Origin of the sequence: Gramella sp. KN1008 (assembly GCF_004332155.1) — a bacterium.
Taxonomy (GTDB): domain Bacteria; phylum Bacteroidota; class Bacteroidia; order Flavobacteriales; family Flavobacteriaceae; genus Christiangramia.
This window is the reverse complement of the sequence record NZ_SJDV01000003.1, coordinates 232,254-250,365: the sequence shown is the minus strand read 5'-3', so window position 1 is coordinate 250,365 and position 18,112 is coordinate 232,254. Positions and strand designations below refer to the sequence as shown.

17 protein-coding genes and 1 other RNA gene are annotated in these 18,112 nt (G+C 39.7%); 10 read left to right on the top strand and 8 right to left on the bottom strand.

What is annotated here, in order from left to right:
• The first annotated feature begins 98 nt into the window (after positions 1-98).
• Positions 99-1,511, top strand: coding sequence for a hypothetical protein (locus tag EZJ28_RS06975; protein WP_131396274.1), 1,413 nt, complete (start codon positions 99-101; stop codon positions 1,509-1,511).
• Positions 1,512-1,645: 134 nt separating this feature from the next.
• Here the strand turns inward: EZJ28_RS06975 and fsa are convergent, their stop codons facing one another.
• The 3 genes from fsa to ffs form a co-directional block, all read right to left on the bottom strand.
• Complete coding sequence (fsa, locus tag EZJ28_RS06970; protein WP_131396273.1) at positions 1,646-2,302, bottom strand: fructose-6-phosphate aldolase; 657 nt, start codon at positions 2,300-2,302, stop codon at positions 1,646-1,648.
• 63 nt (positions 2,303-2,365) lie between these two features.
• The gene (locus EZJ28_RS06965) at positions 2,366-3,187 is read right to left on the bottom strand and encodes an SDR family oxidoreductase (RefSeq protein ID WP_131396271.1); all 822 of its coding nucleotides are present in this window, start codon (positions 3,185-3,187) and stop codon (positions 2,366-2,368) included.
• A gap of 43 nt (positions 3,188-3,230) precedes the next feature.
• Positions 3,231-3,329, bottom strand: an RNA gene (gene ffs / locus EZJ28_RS06960) — signal recognition particle sRNA small type.
• Positions 3,330-3,413: 84 nt separating this feature from the next.
• On the opposite strand from ffs, the gene EZJ28_RS06955 reads away from it, so the two are divergent.
• The 3 genes from EZJ28_RS06955 (at position 3,414) to EZJ28_RS06945 (ending at position 5,971) form a co-directional block, all read left to right on the top strand.
• Entirely contained in the window at positions 3,414-4,472 is a 1,059-nt protein-coding gene (locus tag EZJ28_RS06955) for a glutaminyl-peptide cyclotransferase (RefSeq protein WP_347562582.1), read from the top strand.
• Positions 4,472-4,876 (top strand): thioesterase family protein, encoded by a 405-nt coding sequence (locus tag EZJ28_RS06950; protein ID WP_131396269.1) that lies wholly within the window; start codon positions 4,472-4,474, stop codon positions 4,874-4,876. Before EZJ28_RS06955 ends, EZJ28_RS06950 begins: the two co-directional genes overlap by 1 nt.
• A 75-nt stretch (positions 4,877-4,951) precedes the next feature.
• Positions 4,952-5,971: an amidohydrolase family protein gene (locus EZJ28_RS06945; protein WP_131396268.1), complete on the top strand. Its 1,020-nt coding sequence runs from the start codon at positions 4,952-4,954 to the stop codon at positions 5,969-5,971.
• Between the two features lie 51 nt (positions 5,972-6,022).
• Here EZJ28_RS06945 and glyA read toward each other — a convergent pair whose 3' ends face one another.
• Positions 6,023-7,297, bottom strand: a complete 1,275-nt coding sequence (gene glyA / locus EZJ28_RS06940; protein WP_131396266.1) for a serine hydroxymethyltransferase — start codon at positions 7,295-7,297, stop codon at positions 6,023-6,025.
• Between the two features lie 110 nt (positions 7,298-7,407).
• Here glyA and fahA point away from each other — a divergent pair, with 110 nt between their 5' ends.
• Positions 7,408-8,697: a fumarylacetoacetase gene (gene fahA, locus EZJ28_RS06935; RefSeq protein ID WP_131396265.1), complete on the top strand. Its 1,290-nt coding sequence runs from the start codon at positions 7,408-7,410 to the stop codon at positions 8,695-8,697.
• Between the two features lie 69 nt (positions 8,698-8,766).
• On the opposite strand, the gene EZJ28_RS15985 is transcribed toward fahA, so the two are convergent.
• Positions 8,767-8,916 carry a hypothetical protein gene (locus tag EZJ28_RS15985; protein WP_165499042.1) on the bottom strand — a complete coding sequence of 50 codons (150 nt, stop codon included), beginning with the start codon at positions 8,914-8,916 and terminating at the stop codon, positions 8,767-8,769.
• A 96-nt stretch (positions 8,917-9,012) separates the two neighbouring features.
• Positions 9,013-9,411: a bacillithiol system redox-active protein YtxJ gene (ytxJ, locus tag EZJ28_RS06930; protein ID WP_131396263.1), complete on the bottom strand. Its 399-nt coding sequence runs from the start codon at positions 9,409-9,411 to the stop codon at positions 9,013-9,015.
• Between the two features lie 178 nt (positions 9,412-9,589).
• On the opposite strand from ytxJ, the gene clpB reads away from it, so the two are divergent.
• Positions 9,590-12,205, top strand: a complete 2,616-nt coding sequence (gene clpB, locus EZJ28_RS06925) for an ATP-dependent chaperone ClpB (protein WP_131396262.1) — start codon at positions 9,590-9,592, stop codon at positions 12,203-12,205.
• Between the two features lie 62 nt (positions 12,206-12,267).
• Here clpB and EZJ28_RS06920 read toward each other — a convergent pair whose 3' ends face one another.
• Positions 12,268-12,453, bottom strand: coding sequence for a CsbD family protein (locus EZJ28_RS06920; protein WP_131396260.1), 186 nt, complete (start codon positions 12,451-12,453; stop codon positions 12,268-12,270).
• A gap of 124 nt (positions 12,454-12,577) precedes the next feature.
• On the opposite strand from EZJ28_RS06920, the gene EZJ28_RS06915 reads away from it, so the two are divergent.
• Entirely contained in the window at positions 12,578-13,675 is a 1,098-nt protein-coding gene (locus EZJ28_RS06915) for an esterase-like activity of phytase family protein (protein ID WP_131396259.1), read from the top strand.
• A gap of 50 nt (positions 13,676-13,725) precedes the next feature.
• Complete coding sequence (locus tag EZJ28_RS06910) at positions 13,726-14,250, top strand: histidine phosphatase family protein (protein WP_131396257.1); 525 nt, start codon at positions 13,726-13,728, stop codon at positions 14,248-14,250.
• 5 nt (positions 14,251-14,255) lie between these two features.
• Here the strand turns inward: EZJ28_RS06910 and EZJ28_RS06905 are convergent, their stop codons facing one another.
• Entirely contained in the window at positions 14,256-15,002 is a 747-nt protein-coding gene (locus EZJ28_RS06905; protein WP_131396255.1) for a DUF6503 family protein, read from the bottom strand.
• 112 nt (positions 15,003-15,114) lie between these two features.
• Here EZJ28_RS06905 and smpB point away from each other — a divergent pair, with 112 nt between their 5' ends.
• Positions 15,115-15,570: an SsrA-binding protein SmpB gene (gene smpB, locus EZJ28_RS06900; RefSeq protein WP_131396254.1), complete on the top strand. Its 456-nt coding sequence runs from the start codon at positions 15,115-15,117 to the stop codon at positions 15,568-15,570.
• A 39-nt stretch (positions 15,571-15,609) separates the two neighbouring features.
• Complete coding sequence (locus tag EZJ28_RS06895; protein WP_131396253.1) at positions 15,610-18,075, top strand: DUF5686 and carboxypeptidase regulatory-like domain-containing protein; 2,466 nt, start codon at positions 15,610-15,612, stop codon at positions 18,073-18,075.
• Positions 18,076-18,112: the final 37 nt, after the last annotated feature.

Below are 18,112 nucleotides of genomic sequence, written 5' to 3'. Positions count from 1 at the left end.
TTGATTTAACGCCTGCTTAACATCGCCGCCATATAGCAGCATCTATATTTGTTAAAAATTGGGGCAACCGAAGTGGCCCTTATGGCCCAATACACCGAATGAAACATTTGTTTTACTTTATCTTTTGCTGTGTGCTGTTTTTCACGAGTTGCAAGGACAATTCTGTGGAATCAACCGATATTTTTCTCGGCGGACAAATAAATAATCCCGAAACTGATTACGTAGTCCTTTCCAGGGAAAATCAGACCATAGATACGCTATTTCTCGATGAAGAAAATCAGTTTGGAAAGGATTTTAGCAATCTGGAGAGCGGCATTTATACCTTTAAACACCCCCCTGAAAGCCAGGTAATGTATATTGAACCGGGAGACAGCATCCTCATCTGGCTCAACACCCTGGCCTTTGATGAGTCGTTGAATTTTAGTGGTGATGGAGCTGAAAAAAGCAATTTTCTTCTCGAAATGTTTCTAAAGAACCGGAAGAACAATGATTATGTGATCAATAAATACAATATTTCTCCTTCCGAATTCGCCCGTATATCAGACTCCATCAGAGAAGAAAGATTAAGCAGACTGGAAGAGCTTAACGAAAAGAAAGAGTTCTCTGAAGATTTTATATCCATCGCAAGGGCCAGTATAAATTATGAGTTTTACGATTTAAGAGAACGCTATGCGTTCCTGGTAAATAAATATAACAGGCGTTTTGCCAAAGAAATTCCGGAAGACTTCACCTATTATCGCAAAGACATAAATTTCAATAATGAGGAAATGCAGGATTATTACGTCTATACAAACCTTATTGACGATTACCTGCGGACAAAGTCTATTGAATATTGCAAAGAAAACCATGAAGATAAAAGGAAGTGTTATAACATCCATAGCTTCCCCAATATAGAGCGAAGGATCTTAATGATAGATTCTCTTTCTAACATTCCTTCGTTAAAAAATGAATTTATCGACAGGCTTGCTGCCCGGGCCATTACAATGGCAGAGAGCGAAAGTCGTGTGGACTCCATATTGAAGATCCTTACACAGATTGATTATACCAACATTCACAAAATAGAAGAACTGGCTGCTTTTCAAAGAAACTTTTTTGTAGGGAATTCGCTTCAAAATTTTACTGCCTATAATACAGATGGAAAACGGATTAAATATGGGGATGTAATAAACGGCCCAACGATGACTTATGCCTGGTCTCTTTACTCCCATTCACATCATCGCTGGCAACATAATATTATGGACCAGTTAAAAAAGAAATATCCGGAATTAAACTTTATGGGCATAAATATAGACATGGGGGAGCAGGAAAAATGGCGGAATACAATTGAAAGTTTTGGATATGAAAAGGAGAATGAATTCCAGATCGACAAACGGGATGTAAGTAAGGAAACGTTAAAAAAATATTTAAATAAAATTTTCTTTGTTGCTTCGGACGGAACTATAGTTCGTGGCGATGTACAGTTAGGAAGCCCCGAATTTGAATCAGAACTTCTGGAATTTCTTAATAAATGAACTTTCCCGGAATAATGCCACAAAGGATTTTAAAGGAAACCGTTTCCCGATTACCTGCTCGCAAATTAAGCCTCACTATAAATTAAAAAAGGGACACCAAAGCGTCCCTTCTAAATACTATTCAGTTTCTAAGATTACTGATTACCTTTTCTGTAATCTGCAAGGAATTTTTCAAGTCCGATATCTGTTAAAGGATGTTTTAGTAAACCTTCAATAGAAGAAAGAGGCCCTGTCATCACATCAGCACCTATCTTAGCACATTCCAGAACATGCATAGTGTGTCTTACCGAAGCGGCCAGGATCTCGGTTTCAAATCCATAATTATCATAGATCAACCTGATATCGGCTATCAGATCCAGACCATTGGTAGAAATATCATCCAGTCTTCCAATAAATGGAGAGACGTAAGTAGCTCCCGCTTTTGCAGCAAGAATAGCCTGTCCTGCAGAAAAAACAAGAGTGCAATTCGTTTTGATCCCTTTATCACTAAAATATTTTAAAGCTTTCACCCCGTCTTTGATCATAGGAACCTTCACTACGATCTGCTCATGTAATTCGGCAAGCTCCTCTCCTTCTCTTATGATACCATCAAAGTCTGTTGCGATCACCTCGGCACTTACATCGCCATCCACAAGATCACAGATCTTTATATAATGGGTAAATATATTATCCTTTCCTGTGATGCCTTCCTTGGCCATCAATGAAGGATTGGTAGTCACGCCATCCAGAACACCTAGCTCCTGAGCTTCCTTTATCTGATCTAGATTAGCGGTATCAATAAAAAATTTCATAGTTGTGTGTTTATTAAAAATTATGATTTTATGAATATCCTTTTTCTTCCTTTAGACCTAAAATTACAATTTATAATGCTTCATCAGCATCTTCTCGTAAAGTTTATCCGGCAATAAAGCCTTTAGTTTTACAGATATTTTCTGCAACCTCTCTCCTACTTTATAATGTACTTTTGGATTCGGATTAATTATAATTTTATAGATCTCCTTTGCCATTAATTCGGGATCCTGCCCAGCATCTACATGTTCATCCATAAGCTTCAAGGTGTTTCCGTATACCTTTTCGTAAGGCGAATCCTTTATGACAGGTGCATGATATCTACCCGAAGCGATATTTGTAGCAAAATCTCCCGGCGCGACATTGGTCATCTTTATTCCGAATTGCTTGATCTCCATTCGGTATGCCTCCGCGGTGATCTCAAGAGCTCCTTTTGTGGCAGAATAGATCCCGCGATATGGAAGTCCCATATAGCCAGCTATGGAAGTAATGTTAATGATTAGCCCCGATTTTTGTCGTCTCATGACAGGCAGCACGGTTTTGATCATATGAAGAGGACCAAAATAGTTGGTTTCAAATACTTTTTTCATCTCTGCTTCAGGGATCTCTTCAATAGGACCGGTAATTCCCATCCCGGCATTGTTGATTAGAATATCTATACGCCCCTCTCTTTCATAAACCTCATACACAGCCTCCTCAATACTTGGTTTATCGGTTACGTCAAGCTGAACAAAATTAAAGGTATATTTAGAAGAATCCTGAGGCTTCCTGCTGGTTCCATAAACCTTAAAGCCTTTGTTACTTAAATGGGTGGCGATGGATTTCCCTATACCGGAAGAAGCGCCGGTGATAAGTACCACCTTTTCTGAAGAATTCCCGTTTTTCATATCGCACAAATATGCAATAAATTTAGGACTTTGTAGAAACAAAAAATGGCAAGCGACCCACATCACACCGCTACGACCGCTTACCCTTGCTGCGTTCCCGCCCTGGGGGATTCAGCAGGAGCTGGTTGTGTGGGACTTGCCGGTGCAAATATACAATCTTTGTATATTTTGGCAAGCTTTTTTTAATGTGAATTGGTTAATTTAGCCCTTTATTTAAGCCTGTTTTATGATGAATAAATTTAACTTACTGTTAGTCTTCACCTTAAGCATTTTCATTTTTTCCTGCGGAAGCAATAATGGAAAAAAAAAATCAGATTTTTCTATTCAGATCACAAATGATCAATCTGAATTCAGCATTGATGAGAAGCTTCAGGCCACTATAGTAAACACTAAAAACAGAAATATAGATTCTGTCTCATTCTATTTCGGGAACAAGCATATTGAAAGCTCTCAAAATGGTAATGATCTTCAGTTGGAACTGCAGAATATGCTGTTAGGAAATCAAACCTTAAAAGCGATAGTATACAGTGAAGAGAATAGCGATACTCTTACAAAGAATATAAAGGTACTTAACGATAAGGCTCCGGTTGTCTACACCTATGAAATTTTGAATTCTTTCCCCCATGATATTTCGTCTTACACCCAGGGACTAGAATTTCATGATGGTGTTTTATACGAAAGCGCAGGTCAGTATGGAGAGTCCAAACTCCGTAAGCTTGAACTTGAGACTGGCGAAGTACTTAATGAAATACAACTGGACGATCAGTATTTTGCCGAAGGGCTTACCATTTTAAACGGAAATATTTATCAGCTTACCTGGAGGGAAGACACCGGTTTTATTTATGACCTTGAAGATTTTCAAAAAAAAGGAAGTTTCGGTTATAATCAGAGTAAAGAAGGCTGGGGGCTTTGTAATAATGGCGAAAAAATATTTAAAAGTGACGGTACCGAAAAGATCTGGATCCTGGACCCTGAAACCCTTGCTGAACAAAGCTATATACAGCCTACCCATCACAAATCCATTTCCACTAAGCTAAATGAACTGGAATGGGTAAATGGAAAGATCTACGCGAACACCTATCAAAAAGACGGGGTTGCTATCATCAATCCTGAAAATGGGGCGATAGAAGGCCTTATCAATTTCAGCGGACTTAGAGATAAGGTCACCCAGCATAATGAACTTGACGTGCTTAATGGCATCGCTTACAATTCTGAAACCGGTAAGCTTTATGTAACCGGAAAGAACTGGGACAAGATCTTTGAGGTGAAAATTGTTAAAAAGTAATGGAACTTAATCCGGAGATCTACGAGAAAAAGCTTGTTGTAAAAAAGAAGCATCTGGACAAACAGAAGCACGTGAACAATGTGCAGTATGTTCAGTGGGTACAGGAAGTTGCAGAGGAACATTGGGAAAAAAGAGCAACTCCTCAACAGGTTGAACAGTATATCTGGGTGGTGGTGAGACATGAGATCAATTATAAGAAGGAAGCTTTTTTAGGTGATAATATCTCCCTGCAAACCTATATAGGAGAAACTACCCACGTCACCTCCGTAAGACATGTTATTATCAAGAATTCAGATAACGATAAGCTTCTTGCCGAAGCGAAGACCACCTGGTGCCTGCTGGATAGGGAAACTAAAAAACCGGTTAAAATCCCGCAGGATCTTAAGAGAATATTTTTAAGTTAACGCCATCCTGTCAAGGTATTGACTATCAATAATATGAATTATATTTATTGTTTAAGTCCATAAAAAACTTAAGCAATGAAGATATTTACATTCTACTTTCTCAGTTTTATTATTACTACGTTTTTAACTGCACAGGAAAAACCGCTACCCGTATTAGATATGCATCTGCATGCTGTTCCCGTGGACATGAATGGACCTCCGCCGGTTTCAATGTGTGCGCCCCCTTTAGAAATGCCTGTTTGGGATCAGAAAAAAACCTGGGGTGAAACCTTCGTTGAATATTTAAAGCGAACAGATTGCGATAATGTTATAACCAGTCCAGCCACTAACGAAGATCTGATAGCTAAAACCCTTTCGGCTTTACAAGAACACAATGTATATGGCATCACCAGTGGCCCCTTTCTGAAAAACTACTTAAGCAGTGACCGGATAATTCCTTCACTTTTTTTTGAACTCAATGACGGAATCACTCCGGAAACAGTGAGAGATGAATTATCTTCCGGAAAATACAGAGTCCTGGGGGAAGTCATTATTCAGTACAACGGAATCTCTCCCAGCGACCCAAAATTTGAGCCTTATGCGGCGATTGCTGAAGAACTGGATATTCCGGTAGGGATTCACATGGGACCAGGCCCACCGGGGGCAGGCTATCTTCCACCCTTTGCAGGTTACAGGGCAAAACTCGACAGCCCGCTGCTTATTGAGGATCTCTTACTCAAACATCCCAAACTTCGTATTTACATCATGCACGCTGGATGGCCCCTATTAGATGACATGCTAGCCCTGTTATACAGCTATCCGCAGGTTTATGTTGGGATTGGGGTAATCAACTACGCGATTCCACGTAAGGAATTTTATTATTACCTGAAACGTATTGTGGATGCCGGGTTCGGAAAAAGAGTGATGTTCGGCTCAGATCAGATGGTATGGCCCGATGCTATTGGCCGGGGGATAGAAGCAATTGAAAATGCCGATTTTTTAACGGAAGAACAAAAAAGAGATATTCTATATAATAACGCTGCCAGGTTTCTTCGCCTAAGCGAAGAAGAAAAGAAAGAACATTTTAAAGGCACATCCCGGCAAGCAGATGATTAAAACAAAAAAGCCATTCTCCCGAATGGCTTTTTATTTATTCAGATCTCTTATTTACATTTTAAAAAGCGGCAGCCCATGCATCATGGCATTCACCTCTTTTCTTACCGCTTCAATTTCAGAATCGTTATCGATATTTATAATGACACGGTCTATCAACTCCACGATCTTAGGCATATCCTTTTCTTCAAGACCACGGGTGGTAACCGCCGGTGTTCCAATTCTGATCCCTGAAGTCACAAATGGAGACTTATCATCGAAAGGTACCATATTCTTGTTAACGGTGATATCAGCTTTTCCTAAGGCTTCTTCCGCATCTTTCCCACTTACATCCTTATTTCTAAGATCTATAAGCATCATATGATTATCGGTCCCTCCAGAAATAACACCATAACCTTTGTCAACAAAAGCCTGGGCCATTTTCTCAGCATTCTTTTTAACCCTTACCATATAATGAAGGAAATCATCGGTAAGTGCTTCTCCAAAAGCTACTGCTTTTGCAGCAATGATATGCTCTAACGGTCCACCCTGGTTACCCGGGAAAATTCCCGAATTAAGCATAGCTGACATTTTCTTCAATTTTCCATTCTTAAGTTTTTCTCCGAATGGGTTATCAAAATCTTCTCCCATAATTATGATCCCGCCTCTTGGACCTCTAAGGGTCTTATGAGTGGTGGAAGTCACAATATGACAGTGAGGAACAGGGTCACTGATCAATCCTTTGGCAATAAGACCTGCAGGATGTGCAATATCAGCAAACAGAATAGCTCCTACACTATCTGCTATTTCTCTGAATCTTTTATAATCGATCTCTCTGGAATAGGCTGAAGCTCCTGCAATGATCATCTTAGGCTTTTCCTTCTCGGCGATCTCCGCTACTTTATCATAATCGATACGTCCGGTTTCCTTATCTACTCCATAAAAAACAGGCTGGTATAATTTACCGGAGAAGTTTACAGGAGATCCATGTGTTAAATGTCCACCATGCGCAAGATCAAAACCAAGAAATTTATCCCCGGGTTTCATGCATGAGGCATAAACCGCCGTATTTGCCTGTGAACCAGAATGAGGTTGCACATTGGCATATTCTGCATTAAAGAGTTCCTTCAGGCGGTCTATCGCAAGCTGTTCAACCTGGTCTACCACCTCACATCCTCCATAATATCTTTTCCCGGGGTATCCTTCAGCATATTTATTTGTAAGCACAGATCCTGCTGCTTCCAAAACAGCATCACTTACAAAATTTTCACTTGCAATAAGTTCCAAACCGTTTAACTGTCGCTCTTTTTCTTTTGCTATTAAATCAAATAGTTGGGTGTCTCGTTGCATCACAAATGTTTACGTTAAATATTCGGTAAAAGTAACAAATACATTCGGTTAATTACAGGAAAATAATATATTTGAATCACTAGATTTTAACAAAAAACCAACAATTTTCTATGTCAATTAGCGCTAACGATCCAAAAAGAAAAACCTGGCTGGACATCCCTGGCGATACCGATTTTCCCATTCAGAATATCCCATTCGGGGTGTTTCTAACCCGAGATGATGTGATCACTATCGGGACCAGAATTGGAGATTATGCGATAGACCTGGGAGCTTTGCACCAACTGGGCTATTTTGAAGGGATCCCATTAACTGACGATATATTCTTACAGGACACGTTAAACGATTTTATATCTGACGGTAAAAAAACCTGGCGACTGGTTAGAAACCGAATCGCTGAGATTTTTGATGCCAATAACACCAAATTAAAGGATAGCCAGGATCATCGGAATACGGTACTATTCACCCTAGATGAGATTGAGATGCAAATGCCGGTGCAGGTAGGAGATTATACCGATTTCTATTCATCCAAGGAACATGCTACCAATGTGGGAACCATGTTCAGGGATCCCGAAAATGCCTTAATGCCCAACTGGCTGCATATTCCGGTAGGATATCACGGAAGAAGCTCCTCAATAATTCCAAGTGGAATTCCCGTACATCGCCCACAGGGACAAACAAAACCTGCCGACTCTGACACACCGGTTTTTGGCCCATCACAAAGGGTAGATTTTGAATTGGAAATGGCATTTATCACCACAGATGCAAACCACCTGGGTGAGCCTATTCCTGTTGATGAAGCAGAAGATTATATTTTTGGAATGGTCCTATTCAATGACTGGAGTGCACGTGATATTCAGAAGTGGGAATATGTACCATTAGGCCCTTTCCTGGCTAAGAATTTTGCCTCTTCTATTTCTCCATGGATCGTAACCATGGATGCCCTGGAACCTTATAGAACAGCTAGTCCTAAGCCTGAAAAGGAATTACTACCCTATCTAAAATATACCGGAGATAAAAGTTTTGACATCAAACTGGAGGTATCACTTCAACCGGACGGCGGTGAGGAAAATTTACTTTCCAAGTCTAATTTCAAATATCTTTACTGGAACATGAGTCAGCAACTGGCCCATCATACAGTAAATGGCTGCCCTGTGAACTCTGGTGATATGATGGCTTCAGGAACAATTTCCGGGTCTACAGAAGACTCTTTTGGGTCAATGCTGGAGCTAACCTGGAGCGGCAGCAAGCCAATCAAGTTGAAAGACGGATCGGAACGTAAATTCATCGAAGACAATGACACCGTGATTATGCGGGGTTATTGCGAGAATAGTGGTTCGCGTATAGGCTTCGGAGAAATAAGAACTAAATTACTGCCGGTCTATAAATCCAAAAAGAAGTAATATTAGCAAGCATACAAAAAGCCCTCGATTAAATCGAGGGCTTTTTAATTTTCAAAGTTGTCAACTCTGCTATTTTTCTGATTTCTTATTTTTTTCAGGGGACCTATTACCTTCTTTCTGTCTCTGCTCCTCATCCATAAATTCCCTTTCCTGCCTTTTAGGATCAGAATTTTGAATATCCTTCTTTAATTTTTCTTTTTCTTCTTCTTTCAGCTTCATAATTCAAATATTTATTTTCCTTTAAAATAATAAAGGAAAAGTAGACAGGTGAAGGCCTTAATATAGTTAAACACTCCTCCTTAAAGACCGGGAAAATCAAACCAGTTCTTTCAGCTTTCCGGCTGAAACCCCTTGATGAGATGCATGATGAACCACTTCCCCGTTCTTAATCACAATAAGCTGCGGACTCTCATGCCTCACCTTAAATCTTTCAGCTATCTCGTTCGAGATATCACGGTATGTTATTAAATCCAGAAAATATAAATCTACTGGCGCGTCTTCCTGGAGGTCATAGTCAGATTCAAACATCCTCAGCACCATTCTGCTTACTCCACACCTTGTAGAATGTTTTAGAATGGCGACTGTTTTTTCTTCAGAAGAGTCTTCAATTTTATCCAACTGCTCCATTCGGTTAAGTCCTATCCATGGAACTTTCGATTCCTCCTTATCCTTCTCTTTATTATCTGATGTAAATAGTTTATTAAATATTCCCATATGCTTCTTTTATGCAAAAGTAATTCTAAGTAAATTTAATATAGAAAATAAGGAATAAATATTAAAAATAACGGAGTATAACTGCCGTTTTGTCTTTATTTTCTTAATGAATAGTGTCATTTTGACGTTTATTTTTAATGGTACAGGTATTGACATATGAATCTCAAAAAAGAAGACTATGAACTTTCAAAATTTTACCATAAAATCACAGGAGGCCATTCAGCAGGCACAGCAGCTTGCACAGGAAATGGGCCATCAGCAAATAGAAAATGAGCACCTTTTCAAAGCCATTATGATGGTAGACGAAAATGTGACCCCTTTTCTGTTGAAAAAACTGAATATTAACGTGAATCTTTTCACTCAGATACTGGACAAAAGTCTGGAAAGTTTTCCAAAAGTGAGTGGTGGTGATATCATGCTATCGCGAGAGGCAGGAAAAACAGTGAATGAAGCTTCTTCTATCGCCAAAAAGATGAATGATGAATATGTTTCAATTGAACATCTTGTCCTGGCCATTTTTAAATCTTCCAGTAAAGTAGCGCAGATTTTAAAGGATCAGGGAGCTACTGAAAAAGGCCTGAAAGCCGCTATAGAAGAATTAAGACAGGGAGACCGGGTGACCTCACAAAGCCAGGAAGACACCTATAATTCACTTGAAAAGTATTCGAGAAATCTTAATAAACTAGCCGAAGAAGGTAAACTGGACCCGGTTATTGGAAGAGATGAAGAGATAAGAAGAATACTTCAGATCCTTTCCCGAAGAACCAAGAACAACCCTATGCTGGTAGGAGAACCCGGCACCGGTAAGACCGCTATTGCTGAAGGACTCGCCCATCGTATCGTTGATGGTGATATCCCTGAAAACCTTAAGGATAAGCGTATTTATTCCCTGGACATGGGAGCTCTTATAGCCGGAGCAAAGTATAAAGGTGAATTCGAAGAGAGACTGAAAGCCGTCATCAAAGAAGTGACCTCAAGTGATGGAAATATTGTCCTTTTTATTGATGAGATCCATACTTTAGTTGGTGCCGGAGGCGGCCAGGGAGCCATGGATGCAGCCAATATTTTAAAGCCGGCTCTTGCACGGGGTGAACTTAGAGCTATTGGAGCCACTACGCTTGATGAATACCAGAAATACTTTGAAAAAGATAAAGCACTGGAAAGAAGGTTCCAGAAAGTAACCGTAGAAGAACCAGACACTGAAAGCGCAATATCCATACTCCGTGGTATCAAGGAGAAATATGAAACTCATCATAAAGTAAGGATCAAGGATGAAGCTATTATCGCGGCGGTAGAATTATCTCAAAGATATATCACAAACCGTTTTCTCCCCGATAAAGCGATAGACCTTATGGATGAGGCCGCTTCAAAGCTAAGGATGGAGATCAACTCCAAACCGGAAGAACTGGATGTTCTGGACCGTAAGATCATGCAGCTGGAAATTGAGATCGAAGCCATTAAACGTGAAAAAGATGAAGCCAAGCTCAAATCACTTAGAGCAGACCTGGCCAACCTAAAAGAAGAGCGCAACGATCTTCATGCACGCTGGATGGGAGAAAAAGAGATTGTGGATAACATTCAGAATCTGAAATCTGAAATTGAGAATTATAAACTGGAAGCAGAAAGAGCTGAACGTGAAGGCGATTATGGAAAGGTAGCTGAAATTCGCTACGGGAAAATTAAAGAAGCTCAGGAAAGACTGGAGAAACTTCAGGAGAAAGTGGCCGAAAATCAAAATGAAAAATCACTTATCCAGGAAGAGGTTACCAACGAGGATATCGCTGAAGTAGTTGCAAAGTGGACGGGTATACCTGTTACCAAAATGCTACAGAGTGAAAGAGAAAAACTACTTAAACTGGAAGATGACCTGCATAAACGGGTTGTTGGCCAGGATGAAGCCATTATCGCTGTTAGTGACGCCATTCGCCGAAGCCGTGCCGGATTACAGGATCAGAACAGGCCGGTAGGTTCTTTCTTATTCCTTGGTACCACTGGGGTTGGTAAGACCGAGCTGGCTAAGGCCCTTGCAGAATATTTGTTCGATGACGAATCGGCCATGACGCGTATAGACATGAGTGAATACCAGGAAAGGCATTCGGTAAGCCGACTTGTAGGAGCACCTCCGGGATATGTAGGATATGATGAAGGCGGACAGTTGACCGAGGCAGTTCGGAGAAAGCCATATTCTGTAGTCTTACTGGATGAGATCGAAAAAGCCCATCCCGATACCTTCAACATACTTTTACAGGTATTGGATGAAGGCAGGCTAACAGACAACAAAGGCCGTCTTGCCGATTTCAAGAACACAATTATCATTATGACCTCCAATATGGGAAGCCATATAATTCAGGAGAAGTTCGAAAGTATCAAAGATATTGATACCGCTATGGAAGCGGCGAAGACAGAAGTTCTGGGATTATTAAAACAAAATGTACGACCTGAATTCCTGAATAGGATAGATGATATTGTGATGTTTAGCCCATTGACTCAGAAAGATATAAGGAAGATTGTAGGACTTCAGTTGAAAGGAGTTAAGAAGATGCTTAGTAAACAGAACATTGTTCTGGATGCTACAGAAGAAGCGATCAGCTATCTTGGAGAGAAAGGTTTCGATCCACAGTATGGTGCGAGACCTGTAAAAAGAGTTGTACAAAGAGAAGTACTTAATAAGCTTTCCAAGGAAATTCTTGCGGGTAAGATAAGCACTGACAGTATAATTTTACTTGATGAGTTTGATAACCAGCTTGTCTTCAGAAATCAGGAAGAACTTGCAGGAAAGGAGGATAACAAATAAAAGATCATAAAAAAGGCGGTAGAAATTTCTACCGCCTTTTTCATTCTCTAATTCATCAATCATCACCATCTATCTATTTCTTCTTTTAATTCCTCTTTGGATCTTCCCGTCTTTTCCTGTAAACGGCCAAGCATCTCATCAAACTTTCCTTCACTAAATGTTACATCATCATCGGTAAGTCTGCCATACTTCTGCTTGAACTCTCCTCTGATTTGTTTCCATTTTCCTTCTAATTGATCCTCATTCATAATATATTGGTTTAGGTGTTAATGTTAATAGTTTAAAGATATTTATTAGACATTTTTAGACCTCCCAATGAACTCCTATTTTTATCTTAAACATTTGTTATTTTTAGACGCCAAAAAAAGCTCTATGAAAAAAGCCCTCTATTTCTGCCTTGTTTCGGTGATTCTATCAAGTTGTGCCGTTAGTAGGAAAATTAATAATGATGATATTCACATAGAATTTTTGGACGAATATGTCCTAGACGAAAACCATAGGTATGGAAATACTCAGGTTGGCGGACTTTCAGGGATAGATTTTAAAAATGGTTCTTATTTCCTGGTTAGCGACCAGGCTTCAAACCCGAGGATCTACAAAGCACGAATCGATATTCAGAAAAATTCGATTGATACTGTTTACATAGAAGATCTTATAGAAATCGATAAAAGAAAAGGATTCTCAGAAATCGTACTGGATCTGGAAGGAATACGAATGGACTCAGAAAAGAATGAGATACTGGTTACCAGCGAAGGGATGATAAACGACAAAAAAGATCCGGGTATTTTTCGCCTTGATGAAAATGGAAGAATTCTGGATTCTTTTACCATTCCTGATTATTTCCAATCTAAAGGAGACCAAAAACCAAGAAATAATGGAGTCTTTGAAGGTCTGTCAGAAAGCTTTGATAAGCAGGGATACTGGGTAGCGACCGAATTACCTCTTGAAAAAGATGGAGCAAAACCGAAGATATTCCCCACGAGATCCCATGTAAGATTCACCAAATTTGATAAAATTACAGGAGAAGCCATTAAACAATACACCTATAAACTCGACGGTATTTCAAAACTACCTATCAATTATTTCGCCGTAAATGGAGTAACTGAAATTCTTGAATATGCCCAGGACAGGTTCCTGGTGCTTGAAAGAGCTTTTTCTGCCGGATATGGTTCCCATGGCAATACCGTTAAGATCTTTGATGTTGACGCTTCAAAAGCCAGTAACACTCTTAACTTTGAAAATCTTAAAAAATCTAATTATCAAAAGGTTAAGAAAAATCTGGTCTTCAATTTTAAATCTATAGAAGATCAACTGACTGATGAGATCATAGACAATATTGAAGGTATGTGCTTTGGACCTGAATTAAGTAACGGAAAGAAGTCTCTTATCCTGGTTGCAGATAATAATTTCAACACTTATGTAAAACAACTTAACCAATTCATTATGCTGAAAATAGACTTCAAAAAATAGTGCCCTGTAACACTTCAACCAAAATGACGTCAAACTAAAAAATCCAGATCATGGCAAATATCCTAATTCTTTTTACTTCCTTAATTTTAAGTATTGGTAATCCTTCAGCGAATATGAAAGAAGAGCTACAGGAAAATAAAGTCACTACTTATTATCTTATAAGGCATGCTGAAAAAGACAGGACTCAGGCTGGTAACCGGGATCCTGAATTAAATACTGAAGGCCTAAAAAGAGCGCAGAAATGGGCAGAAGTACTTAAAGACGTAGATTTTGATGCCATTTACAGCACCAATTACAAGAGAACCAAACAAACTGCAAAACCACTGGCAGAGCTTAATGAACTTGAAGTTCTCGGTTACGATCCAAGGAATTTATATGATGAGGATTTTAAAAAGGCTACTTCAGGAAAAACGGTGCTTGTGGTGGGTCACAGCAATACCACACCTCATTTTGCAAATGCGATCCTTGGCGAAAAAAGATACCAGGATATTGACGATAAAGAAAATGGAGCTTTATTTATAGTTCAGGTACAACCAGACGGATCGGCTACCTGCCAGGTTCTTTATATCAACTAAAAAGATCAGGAACCTAAAGTAACCTCAACATCTTCGGTCTCGATCACAGAAAGCAATTCCAGCTCTCTCGCTTCAAATAAACTATCAAGCTCGGACAAAGGCGTGGAAAGATCTTCGTATTTGTAATTCTGATAATCCACAAACCTGATCCCCTTTATGATGCGCGGATTATAAGCCTTTCTAAATCTTATCCCTCCATCATTTGTCTCAAAATTATAGGCAAGATAATCTACCTTAAAGGTTTGTGTATCTATCCAGTATAGATATTCATCCTCGTGATCGGTTCCTCCGCCATTTTGGGAAAAGGTCACCTTTAATTCGTAGTATTCCCTTTCTCCTATGCTGTCTTTACCAATAAGCTTTTTATTAGCTGCAGGTGCATTAAGGCCAAAAGGAAGATGAACAAAATAATGAACAGAGTTCACCGAATTTCCAATAGGTGTCTTTAAGGAATCAGCAAGTTCTACCGCAGAATCGTTTACATATCTTTCAAGCCCCTCATTATCCAGAATATCATGGATCTCATTCCCGGTTGAGTCGGTCATGATCCTTTCTAAACTGAATTTTCCACCATCACGTTTGCTTCTGTATTTTCTATTCCTAAAAGTAAAATCGATTTCAGCATTTTTATAACGATCCCCTCCGGCATTAACAATAGCCTTATCCACAATTTCATCCGCCGTAAGGTCTCCGCTGTTATCGTTACAGGAGACAAACAGAAATGCAAATAATAATGTTGTAACATATTTCATAAGAGGCGTTTTAAAGGCGCACAAATATAAATATTTGTCAAGAAATGACCCAGTTCTAATTTTAAAATCCCTTTAGTATGAAATTAGCTTAAAGCTTGTATTTTTGTGCTATATGAAGAATTCTATCAACATAAAGAACCGTAAGGCCAAATTCAATTATGAATTCCTGGATAAGTATATTGCCGGTATCAAACTGGCTGGTACCGAGATCAAGGCCATACGGCAGGGAAAAGCCAGCATTGCTGAAAGTTTTTGTGAATTCAACAACCACGAGCTTTTTGTAATCAATATGCATGTTGAAGAGTACTCCCACGCCACTCATTTTAACCACGATCCTAAGAGTGAACGAAAACTTTTACTTCAAAAAAGAGAATTGAGGAAGCTCGAAAAAGAAGTGACAAATTCAGGCCTAACCATTATTCCCCTCAGATTGTTTATCAATGACCGTGGGCTGGCAAAACTGCAGATAGCCCTGGCAAAAGGTAAAAAGTTATACGACAAGCGAGAAACTATTAAAGATCGTGAAAATAAGCGTCGCTTAGATCGTATTCAAAAAGATTACCGATAATTTACCTTATCTTTTCTTCTTTTTTAATACTCTCATTGAATGCTAAAAAGACTACTTGGCCTGATCTTGATTTTGACGGTTTTCCAGGTGCATTCCCAAATAAGCGGACTGGTAAAGGACGAGAACGGTACTCCCCTCCCATATGTGAATATTTATACCGAATCGGGCTCTACCGGCACCACTACAAATGAAGAAGGAGTCTACGAACTAAAAATTATTAAGGAGGGCAATTATACACTTGTGTATCAGTTCCTGGGGTATAAGACACAAAGAAAAAATGTGCAGTTTAACGGCGATCCTGTAAAATTAGACATCAGCCTACGTTCTGAAAGCACCAGTCTTGCAGAAGTAAATATTAATGCCGGGGAAAATCCCGCCAACAGGATCATAAGGAACGCCATTGAAAGCCGGCAGGCAAATTCCGAGAAATTAGAGTCTTTTACCGCCGATTTCTACTCCCGTGGCCTCTGGCGTATGAAGAATGCTCCGGAAAAGATTCTCGGGCAGGTAGTAGGTGATCTGGGTGGTGGCCTGGATTCCACCAGAAGCGGTATTGTTTACCTCAGTGAAACGATCTCGAAAATCGCCTATCAAAAACCGGACGATTTCAAAGAAAAGATCATCGCATCAAAAGTAAGTGGCGATGATAATGGCTTTAGCCTCAATTCAGCCCAGGAAGCTTATTTCTCTTTCTATGAGAATACGCTGGATATTAACAGCGAGATAATCTCCCCTATTGCCGATTATGCCTTTAACTACTATCGCTATAAGCTGGAAGGTGGCTTTTTTGACGACCAGGGTAATATGATCAACAAGATCCTGGTGACTCCAAAAAGAGAGAACGACCGGGTATTCTCAGGTTACGTCTATATTGTTGAAGACTTATGGCAGATCTATGGTATTGAGCTTACCACCACCGGCCAGGCCGTCCAGGTACCACCAATAGAGAAATTGATCTTCAGGCAGAACTACAAATATTCTGAAGAAAGCGATCTATATATACAGATATCCCAAAGCGTTGATTTCAGTTTTAAAATATTCGGCTTTGGTGGCGACGGAAGGTTCACTGCTGTATATAGCAACTATGATTTCAATCCTGAATTTGACAAAAGAACCTTTGGCCCTGAGATCCTGAGTTTTGAAAGCGAGGCCAACAAAAAGGATTCTTTATACTGGCAGGAAGTAAGGCCGGTACCGCTTACTAAAGAAGAGATCAGTGATTATGTTAGAAAGGACAGCATCCAGGAAGTAAGGAACACTAAAAAATACCAGGATTCGGTAGATGCCGTAAACAATAAGTTTGAAGTGACAGACATCCTGTTTGGATATACTTACCGCAATTCATGGAAAGACCGAAGCTTTAGCATTAGTGCACCCATCACAGGGGTAGCATTCAACACAGTGCAGGGATGGAATATCGACCTGGACGTCGACTATACTCAACGAACCGGTGACGACCAGGAGAATTACTGGAGGATCTACTCCAATCTCAACTATGGTTTTAATGAGGAACGTTTCAGGCTAAGCGGAGGTTTCGAAAAGAAATTCAACAATTTCACAAGGCCAAATCTTAGGATAGAAGGTGGGATCGCAGCAGAACAAATAAATAACCGGGAACCTATTTCTACGATCTTAAATGATATTACCACCATTTTCTTTGAAAGGAACTATCTGAAGTTATACGAAAAAAGCTATGCTTCTATTGGTTACGGACAGGAAGTCCTGAACGGCTTGCGTTTATTTGGTAAACTTAGTTGGGAAAACAGACAGGCACTGATAAACCATACCGATCATGTTTTCGTTGAATGGGGTGATAGAACCTACACTTCTAACAATCCATTAGAACCACAGAATTTTGGAAGCCTCCCATTCGAAGAACATTCTCTGGTAAAACTGGATCTAAGAGCTGATATCAATTTTGGCCAGAAATACATGAGTTATCCAAACGGCCGCTACAGGGTATATGAATCAAAATACCCTAACCTGAAATTAGGGTTTGAAAAAGGCGTTGGAGGCAGTGAGGAAAATTATAATTATGACCAGTTCAAGGCTGAGATCAGCCAGACTATAAAATTAGGTAACAAAGGCGAGTTCAGGTATCTGGCTAATGGTGGGATCTTTTCCAACGCTGAAAATATTAATCTGGTGGACTACCGCCACTTTAATGGAAACCAGACCAGGATAGGTTTTGGAAGCTACGTGGGTAAGTTCAACCTTATGCCCTATTATAACTTCAGCACCAATCAGAATTATGCAGAACTGCATGCCGAACATGACTTCCAGGGATGGGTGCTGGGAAAACTGCCATTGATAAATCAGCTAAATTTCAACCTGATCCTTGGAGCACATAGACTTGCTACCGAGGGTAGAAATCCTTATTCCGAATATTCCGTTGGAATAGACAATCTTGGTTTTGGCAAATACAGGATATTAAGGCTGGATTATGTTGTTTCCGAATTTGGAGGGCAAAGAGAAGGCGCTTTTATTTTTGGACTGAAATTCTAAATTAAAGAAGGCTGAAAATTTAAATTTTCAGCCTTCT